Source organism: Winkia sp. UMB3158 (assembly GCF_030217145.1).
Taxonomy (GTDB): domain Bacteria; phylum Actinomycetota; class Actinomycetes; order Actinomycetales; family Actinomycetaceae; genus Winkia; species Winkia anitrata.
Genome location: NZ_JASONH010000002.1, coordinates 272147 through 294465 on the forward strand (window position 1 = coordinate 272147; position 22319 = coordinate 294465).

A 22319-nucleotide genomic window follows, 5' to 3' on the forward strand; every position below is an offset into this window, starting at 1 on the left:
CGTGGACGATATTGTAATGGATCAGGTTGTTGAAGGCGAGTATGGGTCGGCGAAGGAAAAATCTGTCGCTGGCCAGAACGCGATCCGTCAGCTATCGCAGCCAGTGAAAGGCAAACTGTTTGTCGCGCAGGTCTTAGCGTTCGCCTCTGGTGTGTTGGCTATCGCACCCTATGTGGCTTTGGTGGAGCTGGGAGCTGCGCTGATGCAAGACCGGGTGGACCCGGCGCGGGTGAACTGGATCGTGATGCTCCTCGTCAGCGCATACATGGCCCGGTTGACCTTATATTTTGTTGCATTGGGCGTGACGCATTTTATTGACCTGTCGTTGCGTAATCAAATGCGCCGCCAGATTGCCGCCCGCATGTCGACTGCTCCGCTGTCGTGGTTTACCCGCGAGGGTGAGGGAAAGATCCGCAAGACCATTCAGGATGATACGGCCACGGTGCACACAGTGATTGCGCACGGGCCGATTGAGAAACTGAACGCGATCGTATCCCCGCTCGCCTTGTTGGCCTATGCGTTCGTGGTGGATTGGCGGCTCGCTCTGCTGTCGATTGCGACGATTCCGATTTATGTGGGCATGTATGGCATGTCGATGCGTGGGATGAATGAGAAGACCGCGCAAATGGACACCAAGCTCGCTCAGGTTTCGGCAACGATGGCCGAGTTCGTTGCCGGTATCTCAGTGGTGAAAGCGTTCGGCAAGGTCGGCCAAGCACATAAAGCCTATTTAGATGCAGCTAACGAGTTTTCTAAGTTCTACCGGGCGTGGTGTATGCCGCTGGTGTCGATGTCGGTCGCCTCATTTTCGTGGGTGTCGATCCCGGTGTTGTTGATCGTGAACCTTGGCGGTGGCGCGTTGATGATGAACGCCGGTTGGGTGAGCATCTACGAGGTGATAACGACCACGTTGATCGCCTTGGTGTTGCCGGGAGCGTTGATGGCAATCGCAACCATCGCCTGGTCGTACCAGCTCGCAGGGTCTGCGGCAGTGAGGTTGGTGAACGTCATGGAGCTACCGGCGTTGAGTCAGCCCGATGCGCCGCAGACGCCAAAGGGTCATGATATTGAGATTCGGGGTGTGTCGTATGCCTATGACGAGACCCAAGCGTTAGACGAGGTGAGCCTGAGAATTCCGGCGGGGACGGTGACTGCGCTGGTTGGGCCTTCGGGTACGGGAAAGTCGACGTTGGCGAGTTTGATTGCCCGCTTCGATGACCCGGACGCTGGCACGATCACTATTGGCGGGGTTGATCTAAAGAGCATTTCCCAGGATGTGTTGTATTCGACGGTCGCATTCGTCCTGCAAGATGCACAGCTTATTCGCGACACCATCCACAACAACATTGCCCTAGGCGCGCCAGACGCAACCTTGGATCAGGTGCGGCAGGCGGCGCGGGCGGCGCAGATCGACGAGTTCATCATGAGCCTGCCAGATGGTTACGACACTGTGTTGGGTGAGGATACCCACGTTTCGGGCGGGCAGGCAGCCCGTATCGCGATCGCCCGGGCGCTCATGGTTGATGCCCCAGTGTTGGTGTTGGACGAGGCGACGGCGATGGCGGACCCGGAATCGGAATCGAAAATCCAACAAGCTCTCTCGACTCTTGCCAAAGGCAGAACCGTGATTGTGATCGCCCACCGACTGGCCTCGATCAGAGGGGCAGACCAAATCGTCGTCATGGAACGCGGGCGCATTGCTGTGGTCGGTAAACACGACGAGCTGGTGGGTAATGCGCACTATCAGGCACTTCTTGCCCAAGGTGCATGCGAGGAGATGACACGATGAATCAACTATTGCTGCCACGCTTTAAGCGTTTGATGGAACCCGCCTCGTGGCGAGACCTCTCGGTCGGTCAAGCGTGGGGTGCGGTCTCAGGACTGTGTCACGGCTTTGCCCTGCTGACTCTGCTTCCCGCAGCAAGTGCCCTAGCGACCGGAATGCCGGTGTGGGGGTTATCGTTTTGGGGATGGCTCATCGCCTTGGCGGTAATCGCGGTGCTGGGCGTGGGCACGGAGTTTTATGGCATGCGCACCGGCTATATCGGGGCCCTCGGGTTCATTCACGACGTACACCAAGCGGTCGGCAACAAGGTAGCCCGCCTACCGTTGGGAGTGTTCGATTCGGGTAGTTCTGGACGGCTGTCGCGCATGGTCACCCAGGAAATGATGAACTTGGGTGAGTCGGCGGCACATTTCATTTTTTCCCTCGTCCAAAAACTCTCAGCCGTGCTGGTGATCACTGTGGGCACGTGGTTCTGGGATTGGCGGCTGGGACTGACCTTGACGATCGCCTTCCCGATCATGCTCGCCTTCCTTCATATCTCCCGTGTGCTTCTCGATAAGGGCAAGCAGGTTTCCGAACCAGCAGAATCGGAGCTGGCGGCTCGCATGGTCGAATTCGCCACCTGCCAAGGCGCGCTGCGCTCCTGCCATGTCGCCGATGACTACCCGGCCCTTGATCGGGCATTCAAACAGGCTGACCGCAAAAGCCGCAAAGCATTGTGGATCGAAACATTAGCGAACCTGATAAACGGAGTGTTCGTCCAAGCCCTTGTCGTGGTAATGATTTGGCTGACCGCCCAACTCGCCCTCGGCGGGCAGATGAATGCGTTGAACGCTGTGGTCACCATCGGCATGTGCCTGCGGTTCACCACCATGCTCCAAGACATCGGTGGCTGCATGACCGGGCTGGAAGAACGCCGCCAGCAGATGAATCACGTCGACAAGGTCATGGACGCTCCCGAACTGTCCGAACCCGATGTCTCCACCCCGGTGAGCGCTCCTGGTGATGTTCGTTTCGAGGACGTCGCCTTCGGCTACGATCCGGACACCCCGGTTCTCCGTGATATTTCCTTCCATGTCCCGCAAGGCGGCATGTGTGCCCTGGTTGGCCCTTCCGGCTGCGGAAAAACCACAATCGCGAGGTTGGTTGCACGTTTCTGGGATGTGCAGTCCGGCAGCGTACGCGTTGGCGGGGTTGATGTGCGCGAGCAGACCACCGAAGATTTGATGCGCCAGATATCCCTGGTCTTCCAAGACGTCTATTTATTCAATGACACGCTCGAGGCCAACATTCGCCTTGGCAACCCTAAAGCTACCGATGAAGAAATCAGGTGGGCCGCTGACCTGTCGGGCGTGACGGAAATCGTCAACCGCCTCCCAGACGGCTGGAATTCATTGGCGGGTTCTGGCGGGCGTGCACTGTCAGGTGGGGAACGCCAACGAGTGTCCATCGCTCGCGCCTTGGTGAAGAAAGCTCCGATTGTGCTGTTCGATGAGGCCACCAGCGCGTTGGACGCGGAAAATGAAGCCAACATTGTTGCGGCGATGAATGAGCTACGCAAACACTCCACACTTATTGTCATCGCCCACAAACTGGAAACCATTCGGTCAGCTGACCAAATCATTGTGCTCTCCCACGGTGGGCGTATCGCCCAGCGCGGGTGCCACGACGAGCTGGTCAACCAGCCAGGTCAATACCGCGATTTCTGGCAAGAACGCATCAACGCCGCCGGATGGCAACTCGTCTAAAACACAGCACTGTTCACAATCATGAAAGGAAAAACTATGTCCACACCCACATCCTCGCGCCTCAACGCGCGCGACTTCATCAATATCGGCGTCTTCACCGCTTTGATGTTTGTCATCGTGTTTGCATTCGGAATGCTCGGGTTCATCCCCGCCGCCATGTATGCCGGTTTCTTACTCTCCATTCTCGTCAACGGCACCGTGTTCGCGCTGTTTACTGCCCGCACTCCGAAGATGGGGGCATTGACCATCATGCTGATCCTCATCGAAGCCCTCTTCTTCGTAACGGGTCATTGGGTGGGAGGAATCGCGATCGCCGCTGTGTTCGGCCTGCTCGCTGACTTGGTGATCACCAAGGGGCCGAAGAACGTGAAAGTTCGTGTCCCGCTGGCATATGCACTGTTTATCCTGCCAATCTATGTTTCCCCGTGGATGCCGCTATTTATGAACCAAGACGCATATATGTCGCAGATCGCCGAACAAATGGGTGCCGAGTATGCCGCGAAGATGGCGCAGGTTGTCACGATTCCGATTCTGTTGGGCTTCTTCGTCGTGATGCTCATCGTTGGCTGGCTTGCTGGTCTGTTGGGAACCCGAGTGGCGCGCAAACACTTTGAACGGGCCGGTCTTGTCTAAACTTCCCGACCCGCGCACGATTATCGTAGCGCTCGTCATCGTCTCCACCACGATCTACAGTGCCTACTCGCCGTGGTTCGTGTGTGCTCTGGGCGGATTCGCCGCCGTGATGCTGGCGAGCGCTACGATCAACCCCAACACGCTCGTGCGCCCGAGCTGGGTGGCCGTCTACCTGGCCACGTTTGCGGCTCTCGGCACACTCGTCTTCGTGATACCACTGGTGTGGAAGTCAACGGCCAGCGCGTTCCTCGTGCTGTTTTTGCAGTGGATGTGGCGATTCAGTGTCAGCGCAGGAATGGGAGCCTACGCGATCGGCGTGATCCGACCTGCCACCTTGCAAAAAGCACTCGCCAGCTCACGGATCCCGACTTGTTTCACGATCCCGATCTCAGTCGCGTTACGTGTGCTGCCCGTGATCGGCCACGAGGTTAAAGCGATCTCAGATGCCATGAAACTACGCGGCATGTCCGCGCTTTCCCTGCGTTCGGCCCAGTACTTCACAATCCCGCTGCTATCGACCGTGGTACGCAGCGGAGACGAACTGGCATCGGCCGCCCTTGTACGCGGACTGGGCGGAACCGCAAAGCCCACCTCAGTCACGGTCGTGAAATTCCGTGTGATCGACGCGGTCATTCTGCTCATCGTTATCAGCTTCGCGATATGGAGAATCACCCTATGACAACAGCCCAAGCAACTGGGGTCACCTTCACCTATCGGGGAGCAGACCACCCCTCAATCAATGACGCAACCATCACCATCACACCTGGAACCGTCACCTTGCTGTGTGGCGCGTCAGGGTCGGGGAAAACCACCGCGCTACGGCTGTTTAACGGGCTCATCCCGCACTTCCACGACGGCGACCTCACCGGAACCGTCACAGTCGACGACATTGACGTGGCACGAGCAGACCTATCAGAGCTTGCCCACCACTGTTCGACAGTGTTTCAAAACCCGCGCACCCAGTTCTACACCACCCACGTGCGCCAAGAACTCGCCTTCGGCCCAGAAAACCTCGGCCGCGACCCTCAAGAGATTTGTGTGCGCATTGACGAGGTTGCAGCCGAGTTAGGTATCGCTGACCTGCTGGAATCCCGCGTCACACAACTGTCGGGTGGGCAGATGCAACGCGTGGCCTGCGCCGTCGCCATGTGCAACAACACGTCGCTGATCGTGTTCGACGAACCGACCGCGAACTTGTCCGCTGACGTTATCGACCAACTCGCCACACTCATCGCCATGCTCAAAACCGATGGACACACCATCATCATTGCTGAACACCGGCTAAGTTTCCTTTCCGAGATTGCTGACCGTGTCTACTGCTTCGACAAAGGCAACATCGCCCTCACCGCAACCGGCGAGGAGTTTTATGCCATGCCAGATGAGGAGCGTAAACAGCTTGGGCTGCGATCCCTAGTGACTGTGCCTATGCCACAACTTCCGGAACCGGCAGGAGATGGGCTTGAGATTGACAACCTCACCTTCGCCTACCGCCACGGAAACCCGGTTCTCAACATCGGCCATCTGCTCTTCCCGGCAGGGAAAATCACCGCACTGTTAGGCCCGTGCGGGTCAGGAAAATCAACACTGGCACGCATCATCTGCGGACTCGAAAAAGCCAAAGGTGCATCCATCACACTCAATGGGCAAAAATTCGCCAGCCGGGACGCATACCTTGTCATGCAAGACCCCACCCGGCAGCTATTCTCAGACACAGTCATTGACGAAGTTACGCTCGGGGCAACCAGAGTCGAAAAACAACACATCGACGCCCACGCGATCCTTAAAGAACTCGACCTCACCGACCACGAGTCCGATCATCCGCAAGCGCTGTCTGGTGGGCAACGCCAACGCCTTGTCATCGCCACAGCACTTGCTGCGAACAAGAAGGTCTACATTTTCGACGAGCCGACATCAGGTGTGGGCTACAAGCACCTCGTCGCGATCTCACAAGTGATGCGCAAACTCGCTGACACTGGTGCCGTCGTCATCGTCATCACCCACGACGCTGAACTCGTTACCGAAGCCGCCAACCATAGCGTCCGCCTCGACCAAATCAACGCCTGCTAACGCAAACGCTCACTCAGTCGAAAGAGAGGAAAGCGTTTCTGCAGGTCAGAGCAAACGCGCTACACACTCGCTAACGGAAGGGAATTTCTTGACCCCCTTGGGGCATACTCGCTAACGCAAAAGGGTACTTATCATTTTCGACGTCTAAGTGGAGCGGGTGACGGGAATCGAACCCGCCTTTACAGCTTGGGAAGCTGTCGTTCTACCGATGAACTACACCCGCATTACTTAGCGTCGAGTTGTAGCATAGCAAAACAGAACCGTGCACGCCAAAACCGAAACAAAATGGACACAAACAACACGCCCCTTGCCGTCACCCCTCGCACAGTCGTCGCAGCAGTGATCATAAACGACGCCAACACGCCAGAAAAGATCCTCGCTGCCGCCCGCTCCTACCCAGAAGACCTTGCAGGCCAATATGAATTCCCTGGCGGCAAAATTGAACTGGGCGAAACGCCCACAGCCGCCCTCGAAAGAGAATTGCAAGAAGAATTGCAAATAACAGTGCGCGTAGGCCCAGAACTACTGCCCCGCCAACAAGAAGGGCAGGGCGCTACCGGCTTCTGGCCAATCCTTGCCGACATGCGCATGCGAGTATTCTTCGCCGTGCTGGACCCGGCAGGGCAGACGCCGCACACAACCGGCTCGCACAGCATTCTTAAGTGGGTAACCGAAGGTGAATCGCACGTATTGCCCTGGCTAGCCCCAGACCAACCTATTGTGCAAGCCGCATGGCATTACATAAAAGCGTGGGCAAAGTTGCCAAAGAAATTTTTCTGAACAGGGTGTCATCTACGTATAAAACTGGCAGAATGTAAGAGTGCCCAAAATTATCGGATCGACGCTGGCGGAACATCGCCAGCGCACACGCAATCGCCTTTTCGAGGCTCTGTCTGAATTGCTGTCAGAACGTGCCTTCGAATCTTTAACTATGGCCGAAATCGCCAAGACTGCCGGCGTTGGGCGCACAGCTGTGTACAACCACTTCCCAGACAAGGAAGCGCTACTCCTAGCTTTTATTGCCCACGAAACCGAACAGTATTCGCAAAAACTGGAAGCCTCGCTGACTCACATTGTGGATCCGGTGCACGGCCTGCGCGTCTATATTCGCAGTCAGCTTGAGCTGGGGGCCGCCTATTCGCTGGCGCCCGGCAGGGACTTGCGCAAAGTGGTCTCCGAAGAAACTGAAGAAAAACTGCACCACCATGGTGACAAGGTGGCGGCAATTCTTGAACGGCTTCTGAAAGAGCTAATGGAATCCAAGCAGATTCCGGAACAGGACACCACAATCCTGGTTTCGCTGATCAACGCCACGCTTGCGGGACGAACCCTCCCCAAGGAGCCAATGGCCCGCGAGTATCTGATTCTGTCCGTACAGTCATTCATCTTGCGTGCGGTAGGGGTGGCAGCCGAGGTCATCAACGTGCCTGGAATGGCAGTGTTCGAACAACTGCGTCGTTCAGGCTCACTAGAACATGCGGTGGACGAATTCGGGGCAAGTGCTTGCCCGGTACACCACTAGGGCCTCGGCGCTAACGCCCACGGTAATAACTAGGGCGACTTTCCTGCTAGATGCAGCACTTACGCTAGCTTTCATACAGGATTGCCTGTACCCTCCATACTGTGGGTGACGTAGAACCAACAAAGGGAAACCGGCCAGAACAAGTCGGTTATACCTCACGTGCCCAAAATAATTCTTCGGCAAAACCTTCTACAGGTGGCGCATCGCGGCTGGGAAATGATGGATTATTTGCCACCGTTACCCGCACAAAAAACGGCATCGTAGCAGGTGGCGCCTCAGCCATTAGTGGCGCCCTGGCAAAGAATGAGCCCGCTAAAGCCGAAGTGAAACCGGCCAAAGAAAAATCCGTCAAAGCGCCCAAGGCGACCGCCATAACGGCAGTAGTTTTGCTGGTTGCCGGCCTCGGGATCGGCGGGGCTGCCCTGGCGGTAATCGACTCGCATCGCACCCCCACTCGGTCAGTTCCCATGACGGCTCCTACCACCTCTACGACTAGCCAGCCCACTTCTTCGCCGTCCGCAAGCGTAAAGACCAAAAAGTACCGGCAAAAGAGCACGCCTTCCCCCGAGCCCTCGCCCTCGCGATCAGCCGAACCGCAGGTAACGGAAAAGACGTATAAAGAAGAAACCTGGATCCCGGATGGGCAGGCCCCGCAAGTAAGCCAGACTGAGGAGCACAAGCCCAGCAGCCCCAGTACCAAGACAACCGAGGCAACCACAGAAGAAGAACCCACTCCGGATGCCAGCCCCATCCCTAAAGACGCGCTACATTCCATGCCCGGCTTTGCCACCGGGAACGGCAACATCTCCTGTCAAATTAATGCCAACAGGGTAGCTTGCCTGGTTTATGAACACCAAGAATTCGGTGGGGAAGAAGGCCGGCCCCTGCGCGGAGTGATGGATTCTTCCGGGCAGATTCAAGGCGTTACCAGCGTAGAAAGTGGAACCCGCGATCCCGAATATCAGACGCTAGAGGACGGGCAGAGCGCCGCCAGCGGCAAGCTCGCTTGCACTAGCTTGGGCGAATCCGTCCAGTGCTGGAACGCCCAGACCGGTAGCGGATTCAAAATTGGGCCGGCTGGCATAGCCAAGCTCTAGCCAATCACTCCCCAGAACGCCACCTTCGCCCTGAACGGAAAACATCCTTATACAAGACGCCCGCCTGGGCTCACCAGTCACAAGACCGGGTCCAGGCGGGCGGAAAGTATTGCTGAGGCTAACCCTGCTCTTCGGCAGCCTCCGCCTCGGCGCGAACCTTGTCCATGTCCAGGTCGCGTACCTGCTGAATAATCGCTTCCAGCTCGGAAGCGGACATGACGCCCGCAGTGCGGAATACGCCCACACCGTCACGGAATGCCATGACGGTTGGGATGGACTGTACCTGTGCCATCCCGGCCAGTTCCTGCTGCGCATCGGTGTCTACCTTGCCGAACACAATATCCGGGTGCTTCTCGGATACCTTGTCGTAGATCGGCGAGAACTGCCGGCACGGGCCACACCAGGTAGCCCAGAAATCGATGAACACAATGCCTTTTTCGACAATCTGTGGGAAGTTTTCAATGGTCAGTTCTTGGGTTGCCATGACTCTCCTTAAAAGTTAGAGGGCACTGGAAGGCTAAAGGCCCAGCCAGTTTACTTTAGCGCCGCGGCGACTACTTCCTGGGCGGCTGCTTGAACCTGCTTCAGGTGATCGTCCCCTAGGAACGATTCAGCATAAACCTTGTACACGTCCTCGGTGCCGGAAGGCCGCGCAGCGAACCACGCGTTCCTTGTAGTTACCTTCAGTCCGCCAATGGGAGCGTCGTTGCCTGGAGCCTTCACCAATTTGGCGGTGATGGGCTCGCCAGCAAGCTCGTCAGCTGCCACATCCTGAGGCGAAAGCGCCTTCAGCTTGGCCTTCTGTTCCTTGGTAGCCGCAGCATCAACGCGCGCGTAGGAAGGCTTCCCGAAGCGCTCTACCTGTTCCTTGTGAAGCTGCGAGGGCGTCTTCCCAGTAACAGCCAAAATTTCGGATGCCAGCAGCGCCATGATGATGCCGTCCTTGTCAGTGGACCACACCTCGCCGTTGCGGCGCAGGAATGAGGCTCCCGCGGACTCTTCGCCGCCAAAGCCAATGCTGCCATCTAGCAGGCCGGGCACGAAGTACTTGAAGCCTACTGGTACCTCGATCAGGTTGCGCCCCAAGTTGGCGGCCACCTGGTCGATCAACCTGGAGGAAACCAAGGTTTTGCCAACCGCGCAGTCGGCAGACCACTGCGGCCGATGCGTGTAAAGGTATTCGATCGCTACGGCCAGGTAGTGGTTCGGATTCATGAGCCCATCAGCGGTGACAATGCCGTGGCGGTCGGAATCTGCGTCGTTGCCGGTCGCAATGTCGTATGGGGTGTGCCCATCCTTGTCGGGAGTCATCGCGTTTAGCAGCGATGCCATTGCCGAGGGCGAAGAGCAGTCCATGCGGATCTTGCCGTCCCAGTCCAGGGTCATGAAAGACCAGGTGGGATCGACGGTGGGGTTTACTACGGTCAGGTCTAGCGCATACTTCTCGGCAATAGCGGCCCAGTAGTCTACGGAAGCGCCGCCGAGCGGGTCAGCGCCGATGCGGATGCCAGCGTCGCGAATGGCGTCCATGTCAATGATCGAAGCTAGATCGTCTACGTACGAACCCAGGTAGTCGTAGCGTTCCACGTGCGCATCGGAAAGGACTTCGTCTGCCGGAATGCGGGGAATGGATTGCCAGTCGGCTAGCAGTTCGTTAGCGCGGTCCGCGATGGGACCGGTCGCGTCGGTGTCTGCCGGGCCGCCAGTAGGCGGGTTGTACTTGAAGCCTCCGTCGCGGGGCGGGTTGTGCGAGGGCGTAACCACGATGCCGTCAGCCAGCCCGTTCCCGTCGGTACGCACCCCGTGCCTGCTATTTGCTCCGTTGGCATGCAGGATCGCGTGCGAGACGGCGGGGGTGGGAGTGTAAGAATCGCGGGAGTCGATGCGGACGGTGACTCCTGCCGCAACAAGTACTTGCAGGGCGGTGCGCCAGGCCGGTTCGGACAGGGCGTGCGTGTCGCGGCCAATGAAAAGAGGGCCGTTGATGCCGTGTTCCTTGCGGTATTCGACAATTGCCGCGGTGGTGGCAACAATGTGGGCTTCGTTGAAAGCTCCATCAAGAGAGGAGCCGCGGTGCCCCGAGGTGCCGAATACGACTTGCTGATCTGGGTTATTAGGATCAGGCACTATGTCGTAGTAGGCGGAGAGGACTTCGTCGACGTTGATGAGGTCTGCGGGTGTTGCTTTAGTTCCAGCTCTTTCGTGCATACTCCTATTGTGCACGCCAAACCTGGCAAAAGCCTGCGATATTTCGGCCTATTTCATTAGACGGACTAGATTCTCAGAAAATGGAGGCGGACCCGTAGGTCCGCCTCCACGTTGCGTTTTTGCTGTTTATTAGCGCAGCGATACCTGCCGCGAGACGATACCAGCCTTGGCACGCCTTTCGGCGTCGGTCAGGTTGGAGGCATCCTTCAGAGCCGCGTCTAGTCCCTTGCGAAGCGCATCTAGCGGTTCGGCTAGGTCTGCACTCAGGTGGTCGATTTCGACCTCGTCGGAAAGCTGGAATACGGGAGCGACTAGACCGCAGGCGCGGAAGGCCCCAATGAATTCGCTGCCTTCGCCAACGTTCAGCTTGCCTGCCGCGCGCAGCCGGGCGAGGGCGTTCAGCACGTCCTCTTCCTCTTCAGACAGCACCCACCGCAGGAACGGGTGGGTCATGTCGGCCCAGTAGGCGCCGCGGTTGCCCGCAACTTCGCCCATCTGCACGATAGAATCGGCGGATTCTTCAATGGCGTGCTGCACCTCGGGGGTGCGTTCGGTGGCGTCGTCTAGCCAGAACTCGAAATCGTTGTGCAGGGTGAAGGTGCCCATCTCGGCGGGATCAAGCAGATCGGTCAGAGCCGGCGCCTCGGTGCGCGGGTCCAAGCCTTCAATGGTTGATCCAGGCTGTGCCTGCAGTGCCCGGTCAATGACCAAGGCCAGGTCGTGGGCGGCATCCCCACTGCGGTTGCGGGTATTCAGGGCCACCTTGATGGTGCCGTCGTCGTGAATCAGTGCCTGCGCGTTGCGGGGAAGCATGGTGCAAAGGATGATCGGAGTGTCCTTAGCAGTCACCTGCAAGGTGGCTGCGGGCAGGATCTCGCGCATGGCAACCAGCTCGATCTCGCGAGCAAAACCAGCGAAGGGGCGTTCGTTGAATTCTACGGTGAAGGCCTCTTGCTTCGGGGCCTTCTTCTCATTTTCGGCAACGAGGGCGTCGATTTGGGCCCGGCGGGCCGCGTACTTAGCCTTGCGGCGTGACTTTTTACTCATGGTAAATAGGGTACCTGGCGCAGTCTATTTTCCCTATCTTTGCCCCGGCTGCGATGTGGTTTCTTTGCAATTTTTATGTAAAATTACTACGTAGATTTTATGCCGTGTGGGACACCTCCCGGTACTGGTCTACACTTGGTAACGCCCATTCGCGCAGACAATAAAAGGCCAGGAGATCGAGTGTCTGACACACAAACTCGCAAGGTTGCGGTTGTAATCCCAGCTAAAGATGAACAGGACCGGATAGCCGGTACCGTGCGGGCTTGCAAAGCTATTCCTGGGGTCGACCTGATTGTTGTGGTCGATGACGGTTCTTCCGACGACACGCAGCAGGTGGCCCGTCATGCTGGCGCAGCTACGGTGCGACACACGGTGAACCGTGGCAAGGCTTCGGCCATGGAGACGGGCGCCAACATTGTGGCGATGCACGATGCCGAGGGCGCGGAGCCGCACCTACTTCTTTTTATTGACGCTGATCTGGGCGAATCTGCTGCCGAAACTACGCCTCTTGTCGAGGCCGTAAATCAGGGCCGCTGCGACATGGCGATCGCGGTTCTTCCCCCTCAGCCTGGCGCTGGTGGGCGGGGATTTGTTACCGGCCTGGCCCGCAACTCGATCGAATGTGCGGTGGGGTGGCGTCCCACCCAGCCGCTGTCGGGGCAGCGTTGTATTACTCGGGAGGCCTTTGATGCTGCCCAACCGCTCTCTAGCGGGTGGGCGGTAGAAACCGCGCTGACTATTTCGGTTTTGGGGGCCGGCTACACCGCACTGGAAGTGCCCTGCAACATCTCTCATCGCCCTACTGGCAACGATTTGCGCGGGCAGCTGCACCGGCTAGGCCAGTACCGGGACGTAAAGGTAGCCACTGTGCGGCTGCGCCTGGAAGGGTACTACTTGAAGCCGGAAAATTATGCTGCATCGCAGCGCATGCAGCGCGATTTCCAGCCCTATCAGGTGCGTTCCAGGTAGTCGTTTCGCACTAGCGCATCCAAGATGGTGTCCGCTGCTGCCGGGATTGCCATGATTGCCGCCACCCCTGGCAGAACGATTCCCGAATCATTTAGAGCGAAGGCCATCGCCTGCGTGGTTAGGAGTGCCCACGCGCAGGGGTGAACCCACTTGGGCAGTGCACGTAGGCGCATCCGCGTTCCGGTGTTAGGAATGGCGCAGCCAGCGAGTTTCGCGATCTTCACGGCTGCTTTGTCTACCATCCACGTAATCTGTTGTGGCAGGTGCGCCTTTCTTCCGCGCAACCGCGGGTAGGTGTAGCACAGCCATACTGCCACCGCGACGAGGGCGGCCACTACCACCCAGCGCAGGGTAGAGACGCTCAGTAGGCGCAAATTGGTTTGCAGCTTTCCAACAATGATGGGCAGCATGTCCCCATCTAGGGTGGATTGTACGAACCGGCCCAGGTGGGTGCGGGAGGAGGCCGGACGCATCCAATCCAGTAGGGCAACTAGGCCGGCTCCGCCAACCATTGCCAGTGCAATGGGAACTACCCACCGCCAGCGCAATCGGTACCCGCCGATCAGGATTACCAGCACTGCAATGCCGGGAATAAATGCTAGTATTCCGCCAAAATCGGCGCCCACTGAGGGGGCCGCGTCAACGTATAAGAAGAGGGCGCATACGCCTAGTACGGCCACGGTCTTTACCCACTGCTTGCAAAATTGGCTGCCTACCCACCCGGCAAGGAGGATGGTGCCCACGCTAAGTAGCGAGAAGGTCTCGTTTCCGACCCCGTAATAGCGCGCTGCCGCCAGAGAGTTGAAGCCGAACGGGGAATCGATCAATGCGCGCGTGCCAGTAATTACGTCTAGTGCGATCGCGAACGCGGTAGCCCCTGCAATGACCAGGGCGGGAGCGCCTGCCTGCCGCCACGGCCCGGCAAGAGTGGCCGCCGCCAAGAGCGCTGCCAGGGCTAGACTGCCTCCGTTCAGGGCTGCGTGCGTGTCCTGGAAGTGCCACCAGCAGAAGGCAGAGAGCGCCAAGGTGGCCAAGGGAATGGACGCGACGGTCAAACAACTAAACCGCAACAGGGCGCGCCAGAACCTGGCGATGTGGAAGCCTGCGCCAACCCCTAGCGCGAGCACGGCCAACACCAGGATGATCGTTACCGTGCAGGTCACCAGCATCCCGTAGAAGTTAGCGCGCGCGTCGCGCATTGCGAAAGCCCTATCGGCCTGGTCGGTTAGGAAGGCGTGGCGCACATTCATGGACTCATCGCCCAGGGCAATCTGGTTGGTGATGGCAGACCCGGCGCCGGGCATGTCAAAGCCCAACCAGTCGCCCACTGTTGCCGCCACATCTGGCAGCTGCACGATGCCGCGCTGCCGTACCGAGGACGAGCGGGCTAGCCCACCCTGCTTGGCCGGGCTCACGCCGGGACCAGCCAAGACGGCAGTTTGCATGTACGAGCGCACTCCGAAATCTGCCGATGAAACAACTATGAGGCGTGCATCCTTTGGGATGGCTTTTACTACGGCTTCGAGACGGGCCAGCTGCCGCTCGCCTTGCTTCTCTACCAGTTTTGCCCGCTGCGCATCGGTCGAGGCTTCTTGGTCGGTTTTGATCGAGAACGCTGTTTCGGGAACTTCGGCTGCGTCCTCGACATCTGGCTTAGACCCAACGCTTACTTCGGGATTGTCTAGGGAGCGCAACTCGGGACGTACCTGCACCTCGGTGGGTTCTTCACCAGTTTCTTCTTTCGCGTTACGGATGGCTCGGCGGGTCGCTGCCGCTGCGCGATCAGGGTTTTGCACCGTACTGATAGCGTTAGCGTCCACCACTGTCAGGTCGTATGTGCCCAGGTCCTTCGCAACGGTTGCTGCCAGCTCTTGGCTGTTTGCTGGCGCTTTTACCAGGGTTCCTTGCGGGATGCCCTTGGCGTTGGCGAGGGCGACTCCCGCCCCGTTGCCGATGGCGCGGGCGCGCAGGTTGTGCGCAGTAACGGCCTCGCCCAAGGCGCCCAGCGTGGGTTTGTTGGTCATCTGGGCCATGGCTTTCGAATAGTAGCCCCACCGCCGCAGAGCAGGCCTGGAGGAGGCAGCGTCGGCCTCGGGCAGCTGCTGCAGCGAACTACAAATCTCGTACCCGCCCAGGGAATTGCGCCACGCCCTCTGGCCGGCATTCAAAGTCAGCCAGGAATCGATGGGACAGGAGGGGCCAGACAGGGCTAACGGCACCAGGTTGGCGGAGCTGCCGGATGCCGCCCGCTCGTACAAGCTGGGGGCTGTGCGGGCAGTGACCTTTTCCCACCGGATCCCCTCGGTAAACACGGCTACGACCGGTGCGCGGCCTGCCTTCGGGATTTGGTGAGTGTTGGCATCTGAGGGGCTCGCAGTGATAGCCGCCAGCGTAGCCCCCAAAAGGGCCGTGCAGACCAGGGCCAGCCCCAGGCGCCGAGGCCACCTGCGGGTTGCGGGCAGGCGAATAAAACTGGTTTTTCTTGCTGGCAAAGTGAGAGCCATCCTGAACAGCCCCCCGCAGATAAGTACCCCTACTAGCAGTAGCCCGATGGTCAGAATCAGCATTCCCGAGTCGTTGCTCAGCGAGGCAATGACCAGCAGTATCGTGGCCGAAAGAAGGACATTGCGGTGGTAGGCAGACACGCGCGTGCTGAACCGCGGCGAATACAGCACCACTGCAATGCAGCCGATAGCTATCACAAAAAGGCAAGCCGCAACTAGGGTCCCTGCCGATCCTGCTACGGTAAGCCACGCAGCGTGGGCTTTGCGCTGCACAATTGGCCAGGCTCCGCCCTCGATAACGGTGGCAACGAAGCGACCCAGGTGAGTGCGCGCCTGAGGGGCCTGCAAATAGTCAATGACCGCAAAGAGGGCGGTACCCGCGAAGGCGGCCACCACCGCAAGCAGCAGGTGGCGTAGGCGCACCTTCTTCCCCCGCAGCCAGGTGGACAGCAGCACGGTAACGAACAGGATTGCGGGTGGGCCACCGAAGTCGGCGCCCATGGTAGGAAAGCCGTCTATAACAGCCAGCGCCAGCCCCAGGACGGCGGCAAAAAGCGCGCTTCCGCTCCACGCTGCCAGGATCACGAAACAGACGGCCATCAGCGTGAACTCGGTGTTGCCGGAACCGTAGAAGCGGTTGCCCGCAATGGTGGTGGTGCCCGTTGCAGAATCTAGCTGCAAGGGAGCGCGACTAGCGATCACCCACGCGAAGACCACCAGGGTAATGGCCGCCAATACTACGGGCGCGTTAAGCGGCCTGGCCACGGACTGGGGGATATGAGGGCGAAGCCACCGCGCCACCCCGTGCGCAAGTGCTACTAGCACTGCCGCCACCACTACTAGGCAAGTAAGGGAGATGACCACTGCGCTCGCGGTGGAATTGGTATCGAAACGCCAGGTAGGAAGCAGGTTGGCAAGCAGTGAAGCAACCGGGATGGCAGCTGTTAGCTGGGCGAGGACGGTGGGCACTTTCTCTATTGCCCGGCCTTTGGACCGCCTGAAATACCTGGCCAATCCGATCAAGATGGTTACCCCGGCTAGCGTGAACCACAGGATGAAGAATGCCGGCTGGGTGACCCTAGCCGTGTCAGTTTTTACAGATCGATCCAGCAGGCTGGCGATGCGATCTGGGAAGTCTATTTTGCCGCTGCGTCCGGCGGTCCACACGGTAGCCCCCGGAGAATTCTCGGCGGGGGTGGCCCCTATGGATTGCAGAATCGTCTGCGTTAGGTCTGCTGTTTGTACCAGCCCGTCGCGGCGCAGCGAACCCGACTTTGCTAGCCCGGGGGCAAACGCGTCCGCCTGCATCGCCAGCAGTTGCAGGTGGGGTACTTGGTTGCCCTCGGCCAAAGAAGCAATAATCACCTGGGTGCCTTCGGGCAGGGCCTTCACGATCTGCGAGAGCTGGCGCACCTTCGCCCTCACCTGGACGCGATCGCTTGCCTTCTGATCCAACTGCGGGTAACCCCCTTGCGGGGTGGGATTTAGCTGGCCAGTAACCTGCGGCGGATTGGCCGGATCAACCGCGCCGGTATCCACCACGGTCACATGGTTTTCCCGCGCGGCAGTGGACACCGTGTCCGCTAAATTGCCCGTGTTCCGCAACACCGGCCGAGCTAGCTTTCCGTCCTTGTCGGCCAGCGCCAATGCCGCGCCCGGGCCAACTGCAACCGCCGATTTGCGATCCTGTGCCAGGGCCGCCTGCAAGTACCCGAGGCCCACCTGCCCGGCCGGTATCACGTCCGCAGTGAGCTGCTTCCATCCCTGTACCTGTTGGTCCCGTACTTGCGGGAACGCGCATTTGCCGCTACGCCTAGAGATGGTTGCCCGCTGCCCGGCGCCAAGCGACAGCCACCCGTCGGCCGGGCAAGACACGGCGGCGGTTGAACGCGTTACCAAATTCGCCACCACGCCCTCTTCGGCAAATTTTGCGAACGGACGCGAGGCAGGGTCGGAAAAATCTACGTCCTGCCAGCGCAGCCCGGAGGTGCCAAGCACAACCAGGTGCCCGTGCTGGCGCAGTAGGGGGGAAGGCTCTGCAACGGCCTGCCCCGGAAGCAATACCGCGAGCAAGCCAAGCACCAAAGCCACGATGGCTGTCTTGACCTTGGTTTCTACAGGCGGGCAAGAAATCATGGTTCAACTTTAGTCGAGTATCTTTTTAAAACACTGATAGGAAAGGCGGCAACCATGGCAGCAAAGCAGCAATCAAACGCTCAAAGATGGGCATTCCTAGGCCCCTTCGGCACATTTTGTGAGCAGGCGCTCAGCCAGGTGCTGCCAGAAGATGCCGAAGCGCTGCCCTGCACGGGCGAAAAAGCGGCGCTGGACGCGGTCCGCAACGGCGATGCGGTCCGCGCTGTTGTCCCCATCGAAAATTCTGTAGAGGGCGGGGTAAACGCCACTATTGATTCGCTCGGGCACGGTTCCCCACTAGTCATCGTGGGAGAGGTCTACGTGCCTGTCGGCTTCACCCTGTGCGTGCGCAAGGGAACTGCCCGCGAAGAGATCAAGCGCGTAGGTACCCACCCTCATGCGTGGGCGCAATGTCGCAACTGGCTTACCGAAAATTTGCCGGGCGTACGGCACGTGCCAGCCACCTCTACCGCTGCGGGCGCAAAGCTGCTTGCCGAGGGCGAAGCCAGCTACGACGCCGCCCTCTGCAGTGCCATTTCGGCCACCCGCTACCAGCTGGAAGTTGTGGAGGAAAACGTGGCGGACAATCGTGGTGGACGCACCCGCTTCGTAGTGGTGGCAAAGCCGGGTGTGCCTGGGCAGGCAACCGGGGCGGATAAGACGACGCTGCAGATCACGCTCCGTTCTAACGAGGCCGGCGCACTGCTGTCCATGCTGCAGCAGGTGAAGGCCCGCGGAGTGAATCTATCGCGTATTGAGTCCCGCCCGGTGGCAGCGCACCCGGGCACCTACTCATTCTCGGTAGACCTGGAAGGGCACGTGCGCGAAGAGCGCGTACAGGCGGTCTTGAACGGCCTGCACAGGCATTGTCAGAAGGTCCGGTTCATCGGCTCCTACCCGCGTGCAGACCACCAGGAAACCCAGGTAGAGATTGGTTCTAGGGACCAGGACTTTGTAGCTGCTCGGGCCTGGGTTGACTCGGTATTGCGGGGCGAAGGAATCTAGCGAACTGCGTCCGGGCGCCCTCGGCACATACAATCGGATCTATGAACCAGTTTCCAGGGGACAAGGTATCCGCAGCAGTAAAGAAGGTAGGTGGGGCAGCCAAGGATTTGGGCTCGTCCCTATCTGTCCTGCCCCGAGCAGCAAAGTCGGGCAGCTCCATCCGCACTTTGCTGGCAATAGCCGCGGGGCAGGGCGCTTCTTGGGCCTCCCGCACCCTAGGGCGGGGCAGCGGTGGCATGATCGGTGGCACGGTCGCCGAAAAGCTTAGCCCCGAGCTGTTGCAAAAGCTGGCTGCCCCGATGCGGTCGGTGATCATCACGGGCACCAACGGCAAATCCACTACCACCCGCATGATCGCCGAGGCGTGTGCAGCGGGAGGCCTTACCGTAGCCACCAATCGCGGCGGCGACAATATGTCCGAGGGCGTGCTCTCCGCCCTCATGGAAGAGCCTACGGCGGACGTGGCCGTACTAGAGGTAGACGAGATGCACGTGCGCAAGGTGGCTGCCGCCGTAAACCCTGACGTGCTTGTGTTTCTAAATCTTTCTCGCGACCAGCTGGATCGCGTAGGCGAGATTGCCACTATTGAGCGGCGGCTGCGTGCCACCGTCGTGGAACACCCACAGACCACGGTCGTAGCAAACGTGGATGACCCGCTGATGACCTCTGCCGCCTGGGACAGCCACAAACCCGTGTGGGTAGCTGCCGGCAAAGGCTGGTCGGGTGATTCCCTGACCGCCCCTCGCACGGGCGGGGCAATCCTGTACACCGACAAACAGGCGGCAGCCTCCGGTACCGACACGGGCGTGTACTGGCATTCCGTACCTCTAGACGAACTCCAACTAGCGGGCGGGAAAACCACAGCCGGCCCCGACGAAGCGGGCCAGGCAGTGTCCGGCTTAGACGCTAAAAACCCCACCGACTTCTACCGCCCAGAACCTACCTGGACCTGGAGCGCCGACTCCTACCAGCCAGGCGCCACCATGAAAGCAAACACTCCTGCCGGGGCCGTCTCAGTCACCGTCAACCTGCCCGGGCGAGCCAACCGCGGCAACGCCTCCCAGGCGCTCGCGGCGGCGGTCGCCCTCGGCGTAGATCCCAAGCAGGGGGCTGCCGGGATCGCGAAGGTGAGCGCCGTGGCAGGCCGCTACGCAAGCTTGGATGTGAATGGCAAGTCGGTGCGGCTGCTGCTGGCAAAGAACCCGGCTGGGTGGCAGGAGTCGCTCACCATGCTGGACCCGCAGGCCGCCCTGGTCGTAGGCGTAAACGGGCAGCGGGCAGACGGCACTGACCTGTCCTGGCTGTGGGACGTGGACTTTGACAAGTTGGCGGGCGCGCGCGTGTGGGCTACTGGCGAAAGAGGCGCAGACCTGCAGGTACGGCTGCGCTATGCCGGAGTGGACGCGCAGTATGCGGATACTCCGCTGCAGGGGCTGGACAAGATTCCTGGCGGGCGCGTGGATATGCTGCTCAACTACACTTCTTTCCGCGATACACGCGCCGAACTAATCAGGAAGGGGCTGATGAAATGAGCGAGGCATTACGTATTGGCGTACTCATGCCCGAGGTGCTGGGAACCTACGGGGATTCCGGTAACGCCGTGGTGCTGGCCCAGAGGGCGAACTGGCGGGGTATCCCTGCCGAGGTCGTCCACGTGGGCGTATCCGAAGCCATCCCCTCCGAACTAGACATTTACACCTTGGGCGGGGGCGAAGACATTGCCCAGACTATTGCCTCTAGGCATCTAGCTGGCGACAACGGGTTGAAGCGAGCCATCGAGGCGGGCAAGCCGGTTCTGGCCGTGTGCGCGGCGTTGCAGGTGCTGGGCAACTGGTACTCCGACGCCAAGGGCAATCGCACTGCAGGGGCTGGGCTGCTGGATGTGGTGACCATGCCGCAGGGAGCCCGCGCAATTGGCGAACTGGCTACTTCGCCAGCTATTTCTGGCCTGGACCAGGAACTGTTGGGATTTGAAAACCATGGTGGTGCCACCATGTTGGGCCCGGATGTGAGCCCGCTCGGGTACGTGCACGCCGGTATCGGCAACGGGCTGCCCGGGATCGCTCCGCGTATTGACGACGGCATCTCTTCGGACGCGGGAGCGCAGGCTGGCGCCCAGCTAGACACTGCCATTCCAGACGGATACCGCGCCCACATCGATGGCAGAGCGGTAGAGGGCGCCGTTTCCGGTTCGGTGGTAGCCACCTACATGCATGGGCCGGTGCTGGCTCGCAACCCGCAGCTGGCTGACTATCTGCTCGCGGGCGCAGTGGGCGCCCTTGCTCCCCTCCAGGTCGAGGGTGTAGAGCGGCTGCGGCAGGAGCGGATAGCGGCGGGCAAAGCGCAGCAGCAAGAGCGAGCCTCCCGGTAGCGGCCGGTCGGATATTATTCAATCATGTCTGTAGTAGCGCTGATCGTAGCCATTTTGGCGCTGGTGGTGGCTGGTCTCGCCCTGTTTGTGGCGTCGGCTGCGCATACTCGCGCCACGCAGCTGGAGACGCGGCTTAGTGCCGCCTCCCGTGACTCTTCGAAGGCTAAGGACGGCACGCCCTCGAAGAAGCCTTGGGTGATCGTCAACCCGGCCCGAGTGGACGATATTGCCGGCTTTGAAGAGACGGTTGGCGAATGCGCTTTTGAGGCCGGTTGGGAAAAGCCGCACTTTGTGCAGACACAGCTGGACGTGTCTGCGGCAGTGCAGGCGCGCGAAGCGGTCGAGGGCGGCGCTGGCGTAGTGCTGGTAGCAGGCGGCGATGGCACGGTACGGGCGGTGGCAGCCGGGCTGGCGCACACGGGCGTGCCCATGGCTATTTTGCCTGCTGGGACGGGCAATTTGATGGCGCGTAACATGGAGGTCCCCCTAGATTCGCTGCAGGAGGCCGCTTCTATTGCCTTTACTGGGCGCACCCACAACGTAGACCTGGGGTGGCTGCGTACTGAACACCATCCCACTGCGGTTACCGAACCGGTGAAGAACCCGGATGTGCCCAGGCATGATTCTGATGTGCCCACTGCCGAGGGCGAAGTGCTGGCTACCTTCATAGAAGACGGTCCGCGGCCGCGCAAGGATGAATACGCGTTCCTGGTTATGGCTGGGGTGGGCTTTGACGCGGACGTAATGGCCACTACCAAATCCGAACTGAAGCAGAAGATCGGGTGGTTCGCCTACGTCTTGTCCGGGTTGCGGCACGCTGCGAAACCCACCATGGACGTGGAACTGAAGTTGGGCAAACACGGTCTTACCAAGAAGGTCTCCGCCACCACGGTGCTCTTCGCTAACTGCGGGGTGCTGACCGCCAACGTGGTGTTGTTGCCCGATGCCCGCCCTGATGATGGGTGGCTTGATGTTGCCCGCCTGGATGCTCGCATGGGGCCGATTGGCTGGCTGGAACTGGGGTGGCGCCTGCTGTTGCAGGGGCTGGGAATCAGGCCCAAGATGGCCTCTTTCACCTCGGATCTGGACGCGCGCCGGGCTCGCCAGGCCGAATTGCGCGTCCAGCGCCCTCGCTACGTAGAAGTAGACGGGGATGCCATTGGGATGGCCACCCAAGTGTGGGTGCGCACCGATCGGGCAGCGGTAAAGATTCGCGCCCTGTAACG

General features: G+C 59.8%; 17 protein-coding genes and 1 tRNA gene. 13 read left to right on the plus strand and 5 right to left on the minus strand.

Annotation, left to right across the window (positions count from 1 at the left end; all coding sequences use genetic code 11):
* Position 1: 1 nt before the first annotated feature.
* From QP400_RS03165 to QP400_RS03185, 5 genes are read left to right on the plus strand one after another with little or no spacing between them, the layout of a single operon-like run.
* On the plus strand, positions 2-1789 hold the full coding sequence (locus QP400_RS03165; protein WP_048707912.1) for an ABC transporter ATP-binding protein: 1788 nt from the start codon (positions 2-4) through the stop codon (positions 1787-1789).
* Positions 1786-3534: an ABC transporter ATP-binding protein gene (locus QP400_RS03170; RefSeq protein WP_048707911.1), complete on the plus strand. Its 1749-nt coding sequence runs from the start codon at positions 1786-1788 to the stop codon at positions 3532-3534. The genes QP400_RS03165 and QP400_RS03170 overlap by 4 nt, the downstream gene beginning before the upstream one ends.
* 36 nt (positions 3535-3570) lie before the next feature.
* Positions 3571-4167 (plus strand): MptD family putative ECF transporter S component, encoded by a 597-nt coding sequence (locus tag QP400_RS03175; RefSeq protein ID WP_048707908.1) that lies wholly within the window; start codon positions 3571-3573, stop codon positions 4165-4167.
* Positions 4106-4846, plus strand: coding sequence for an energy-coupling factor transporter transmembrane component T family protein (locus QP400_RS03180; RefSeq protein ID WP_239659977.1), 741 nt, complete (start codon positions 4106-4108; stop codon positions 4844-4846). Before QP400_RS03175 ends, QP400_RS03180 begins: the two co-directional genes overlap by 62 nt.
* The gene (locus tag QP400_RS03185) at positions 4843-6234 is read left to right on the plus strand and encodes an ABC transporter ATP-binding protein (protein WP_048707901.1); all 1392 of its coding nucleotides are present in this window, start codon (positions 4843-4845) and stop codon (positions 6232-6234) included. Before QP400_RS03180 ends, QP400_RS03185 begins: the two co-directional genes overlap by 4 nt.
* A 149-nt stretch (positions 6235-6383) precedes the next feature.
* On the opposite strand, the gene QP400_RS03190 is transcribed toward QP400_RS03185, so the two are convergent.
* Positions 6384-6457 (minus strand) — tRNA-Gly (locus tag QP400_RS03190).
* 62 nt (positions 6458-6519) lie between these two features.
* Between QP400_RS03190 and QP400_RS03195 the strand changes: the two genes are divergently transcribed.
* From QP400_RS03195 to QP400_RS03205, 3 genes are all read left to right on the plus strand, one after another.
* Positions 6520-7014, plus strand: a complete 495-nt coding sequence (locus QP400_RS03195; protein WP_004808314.1) for a (deoxy)nucleoside triphosphate pyrophosphohydrolase — start codon at positions 6520-6522, stop codon at positions 7012-7014.
* A gap of 40 nt (positions 7015-7054) precedes the next feature.
* Positions 7055-7756 (plus strand): TetR/AcrR family transcriptional regulator, encoded by a 702-nt coding sequence (locus tag QP400_RS03200; protein WP_004808317.1) that lies wholly within the window; start codon positions 7055-7057, stop codon positions 7754-7756.
* A gap of 101 nt (positions 7757-7857) precedes the next feature.
* Positions 7858-8853, plus strand: a complete 996-nt coding sequence (locus tag QP400_RS03205; protein WP_004808320.1) for a hypothetical protein — start codon at positions 7858-7860, stop codon at positions 8851-8853.
* Between the two features lie 118 nt (positions 8854-8971).
* On the opposite strand, the gene trxA is transcribed toward QP400_RS03205, so the two are convergent.
* The 3 genes from trxA to QP400_RS03220 all read right to left on the minus strand — a co-directional run bounded on the left by trxA (position 8972) and on the right by QP400_RS03220 (position 12108).
* Entirely contained in the window at positions 8972-9337 is a 366-nt protein-coding gene (gene trxA / locus QP400_RS03210) for a thioredoxin (protein ID WP_285462525.1), read from the minus strand.
* A 50-nt stretch (positions 9338-9387) separates the two neighbouring features.
* Positions 9388-11061 (minus strand): phosphoglucomutase (alpha-D-glucose-1,6-bisphosphate-dependent), encoded by a 1674-nt coding sequence (gene pgm / locus QP400_RS03215; protein WP_040315507.1) that lies wholly within the window; start codon positions 11059-11061, stop codon positions 9388-9390.
* 129 nt (positions 11062-11190) lie between these two features.
* Positions 11191-12108 carry a DUF5926 family protein gene (locus QP400_RS03220; protein WP_004808326.1) on the minus strand — a complete coding sequence of 306 codons (918 nt, stop codon included), beginning with the start codon at positions 12106-12108 and terminating at the stop codon, positions 11191-11193.
* Positions 12109-12288: 180 nt separating this feature from the next.
* On the opposite strand from QP400_RS03220, the gene QP400_RS03225 reads away from it, so the two are divergent.
* Positions 12289-13077: a glycosyltransferase family 2 protein gene (locus QP400_RS03225; RefSeq protein ID WP_004808328.1), complete on the plus strand. Its 789-nt coding sequence runs from the start codon at positions 12289-12291 to the stop codon at positions 13075-13077.
* Here the strand turns inward: QP400_RS03225 and QP400_RS03230 are convergent.
* Complete coding sequence (locus tag QP400_RS03230) at positions 13059-17717, minus strand: hypothetical protein (RefSeq protein ID WP_048707894.1); 4659 nt, start codon at positions 17715-17717, stop codon at positions 13059-13061. The two genes, QP400_RS03225 and QP400_RS03230, sit on opposite strands and share 19 nt — an antisense overlap.
* 54 nt (positions 17718-17771) lie before the next feature.
* Here QP400_RS03230 and pheA point away from each other — a divergent pair, with 54 nt between their 5' ends.
* Genes pheA through QP400_RS03250 form a run of 4 tightly spaced genes read left to right on the plus strand, consistent with a single transcriptional unit; the run spans position 17772 to position 22317 of the window.
* Positions 17772-18722: a prephenate dehydratase gene (pheA, locus tag QP400_RS03235; RefSeq protein ID WP_004808332.1), complete on the plus strand. Its 951-nt coding sequence runs from the start codon at positions 17772-17774 to the stop codon at positions 18720-18722.
* Positions 18723-18763: 41 nt separating this feature from the next.
* Positions 18764-20254, plus strand: coding sequence for a MurT ligase domain-containing protein (locus tag QP400_RS03240; protein ID WP_004808334.1), 1491 nt, complete (start codon positions 18764-18766; stop codon positions 20252-20254).
* Positions 20251-21093: a type 1 glutamine amidotransferase gene (locus QP400_RS03245; RefSeq protein ID WP_004808336.1), complete on the plus strand. Its 843-nt coding sequence runs from the start codon at positions 20251-20253 to the stop codon at positions 21091-21093. Before QP400_RS03240 ends, QP400_RS03245 begins: the two co-directional genes overlap by 4 nt.
* Positions 21094-21117: 24 nt before the next feature.
* On the plus strand, positions 21118-22317 hold the full coding sequence (locus QP400_RS03250) for a diacylglycerol/lipid kinase family protein (RefSeq protein ID WP_004808337.1): 1200 nt from the start codon (positions 21118-21120) through the stop codon (positions 22315-22317).
* Positions 22318-22319 lie beyond the last annotated feature (2 nt).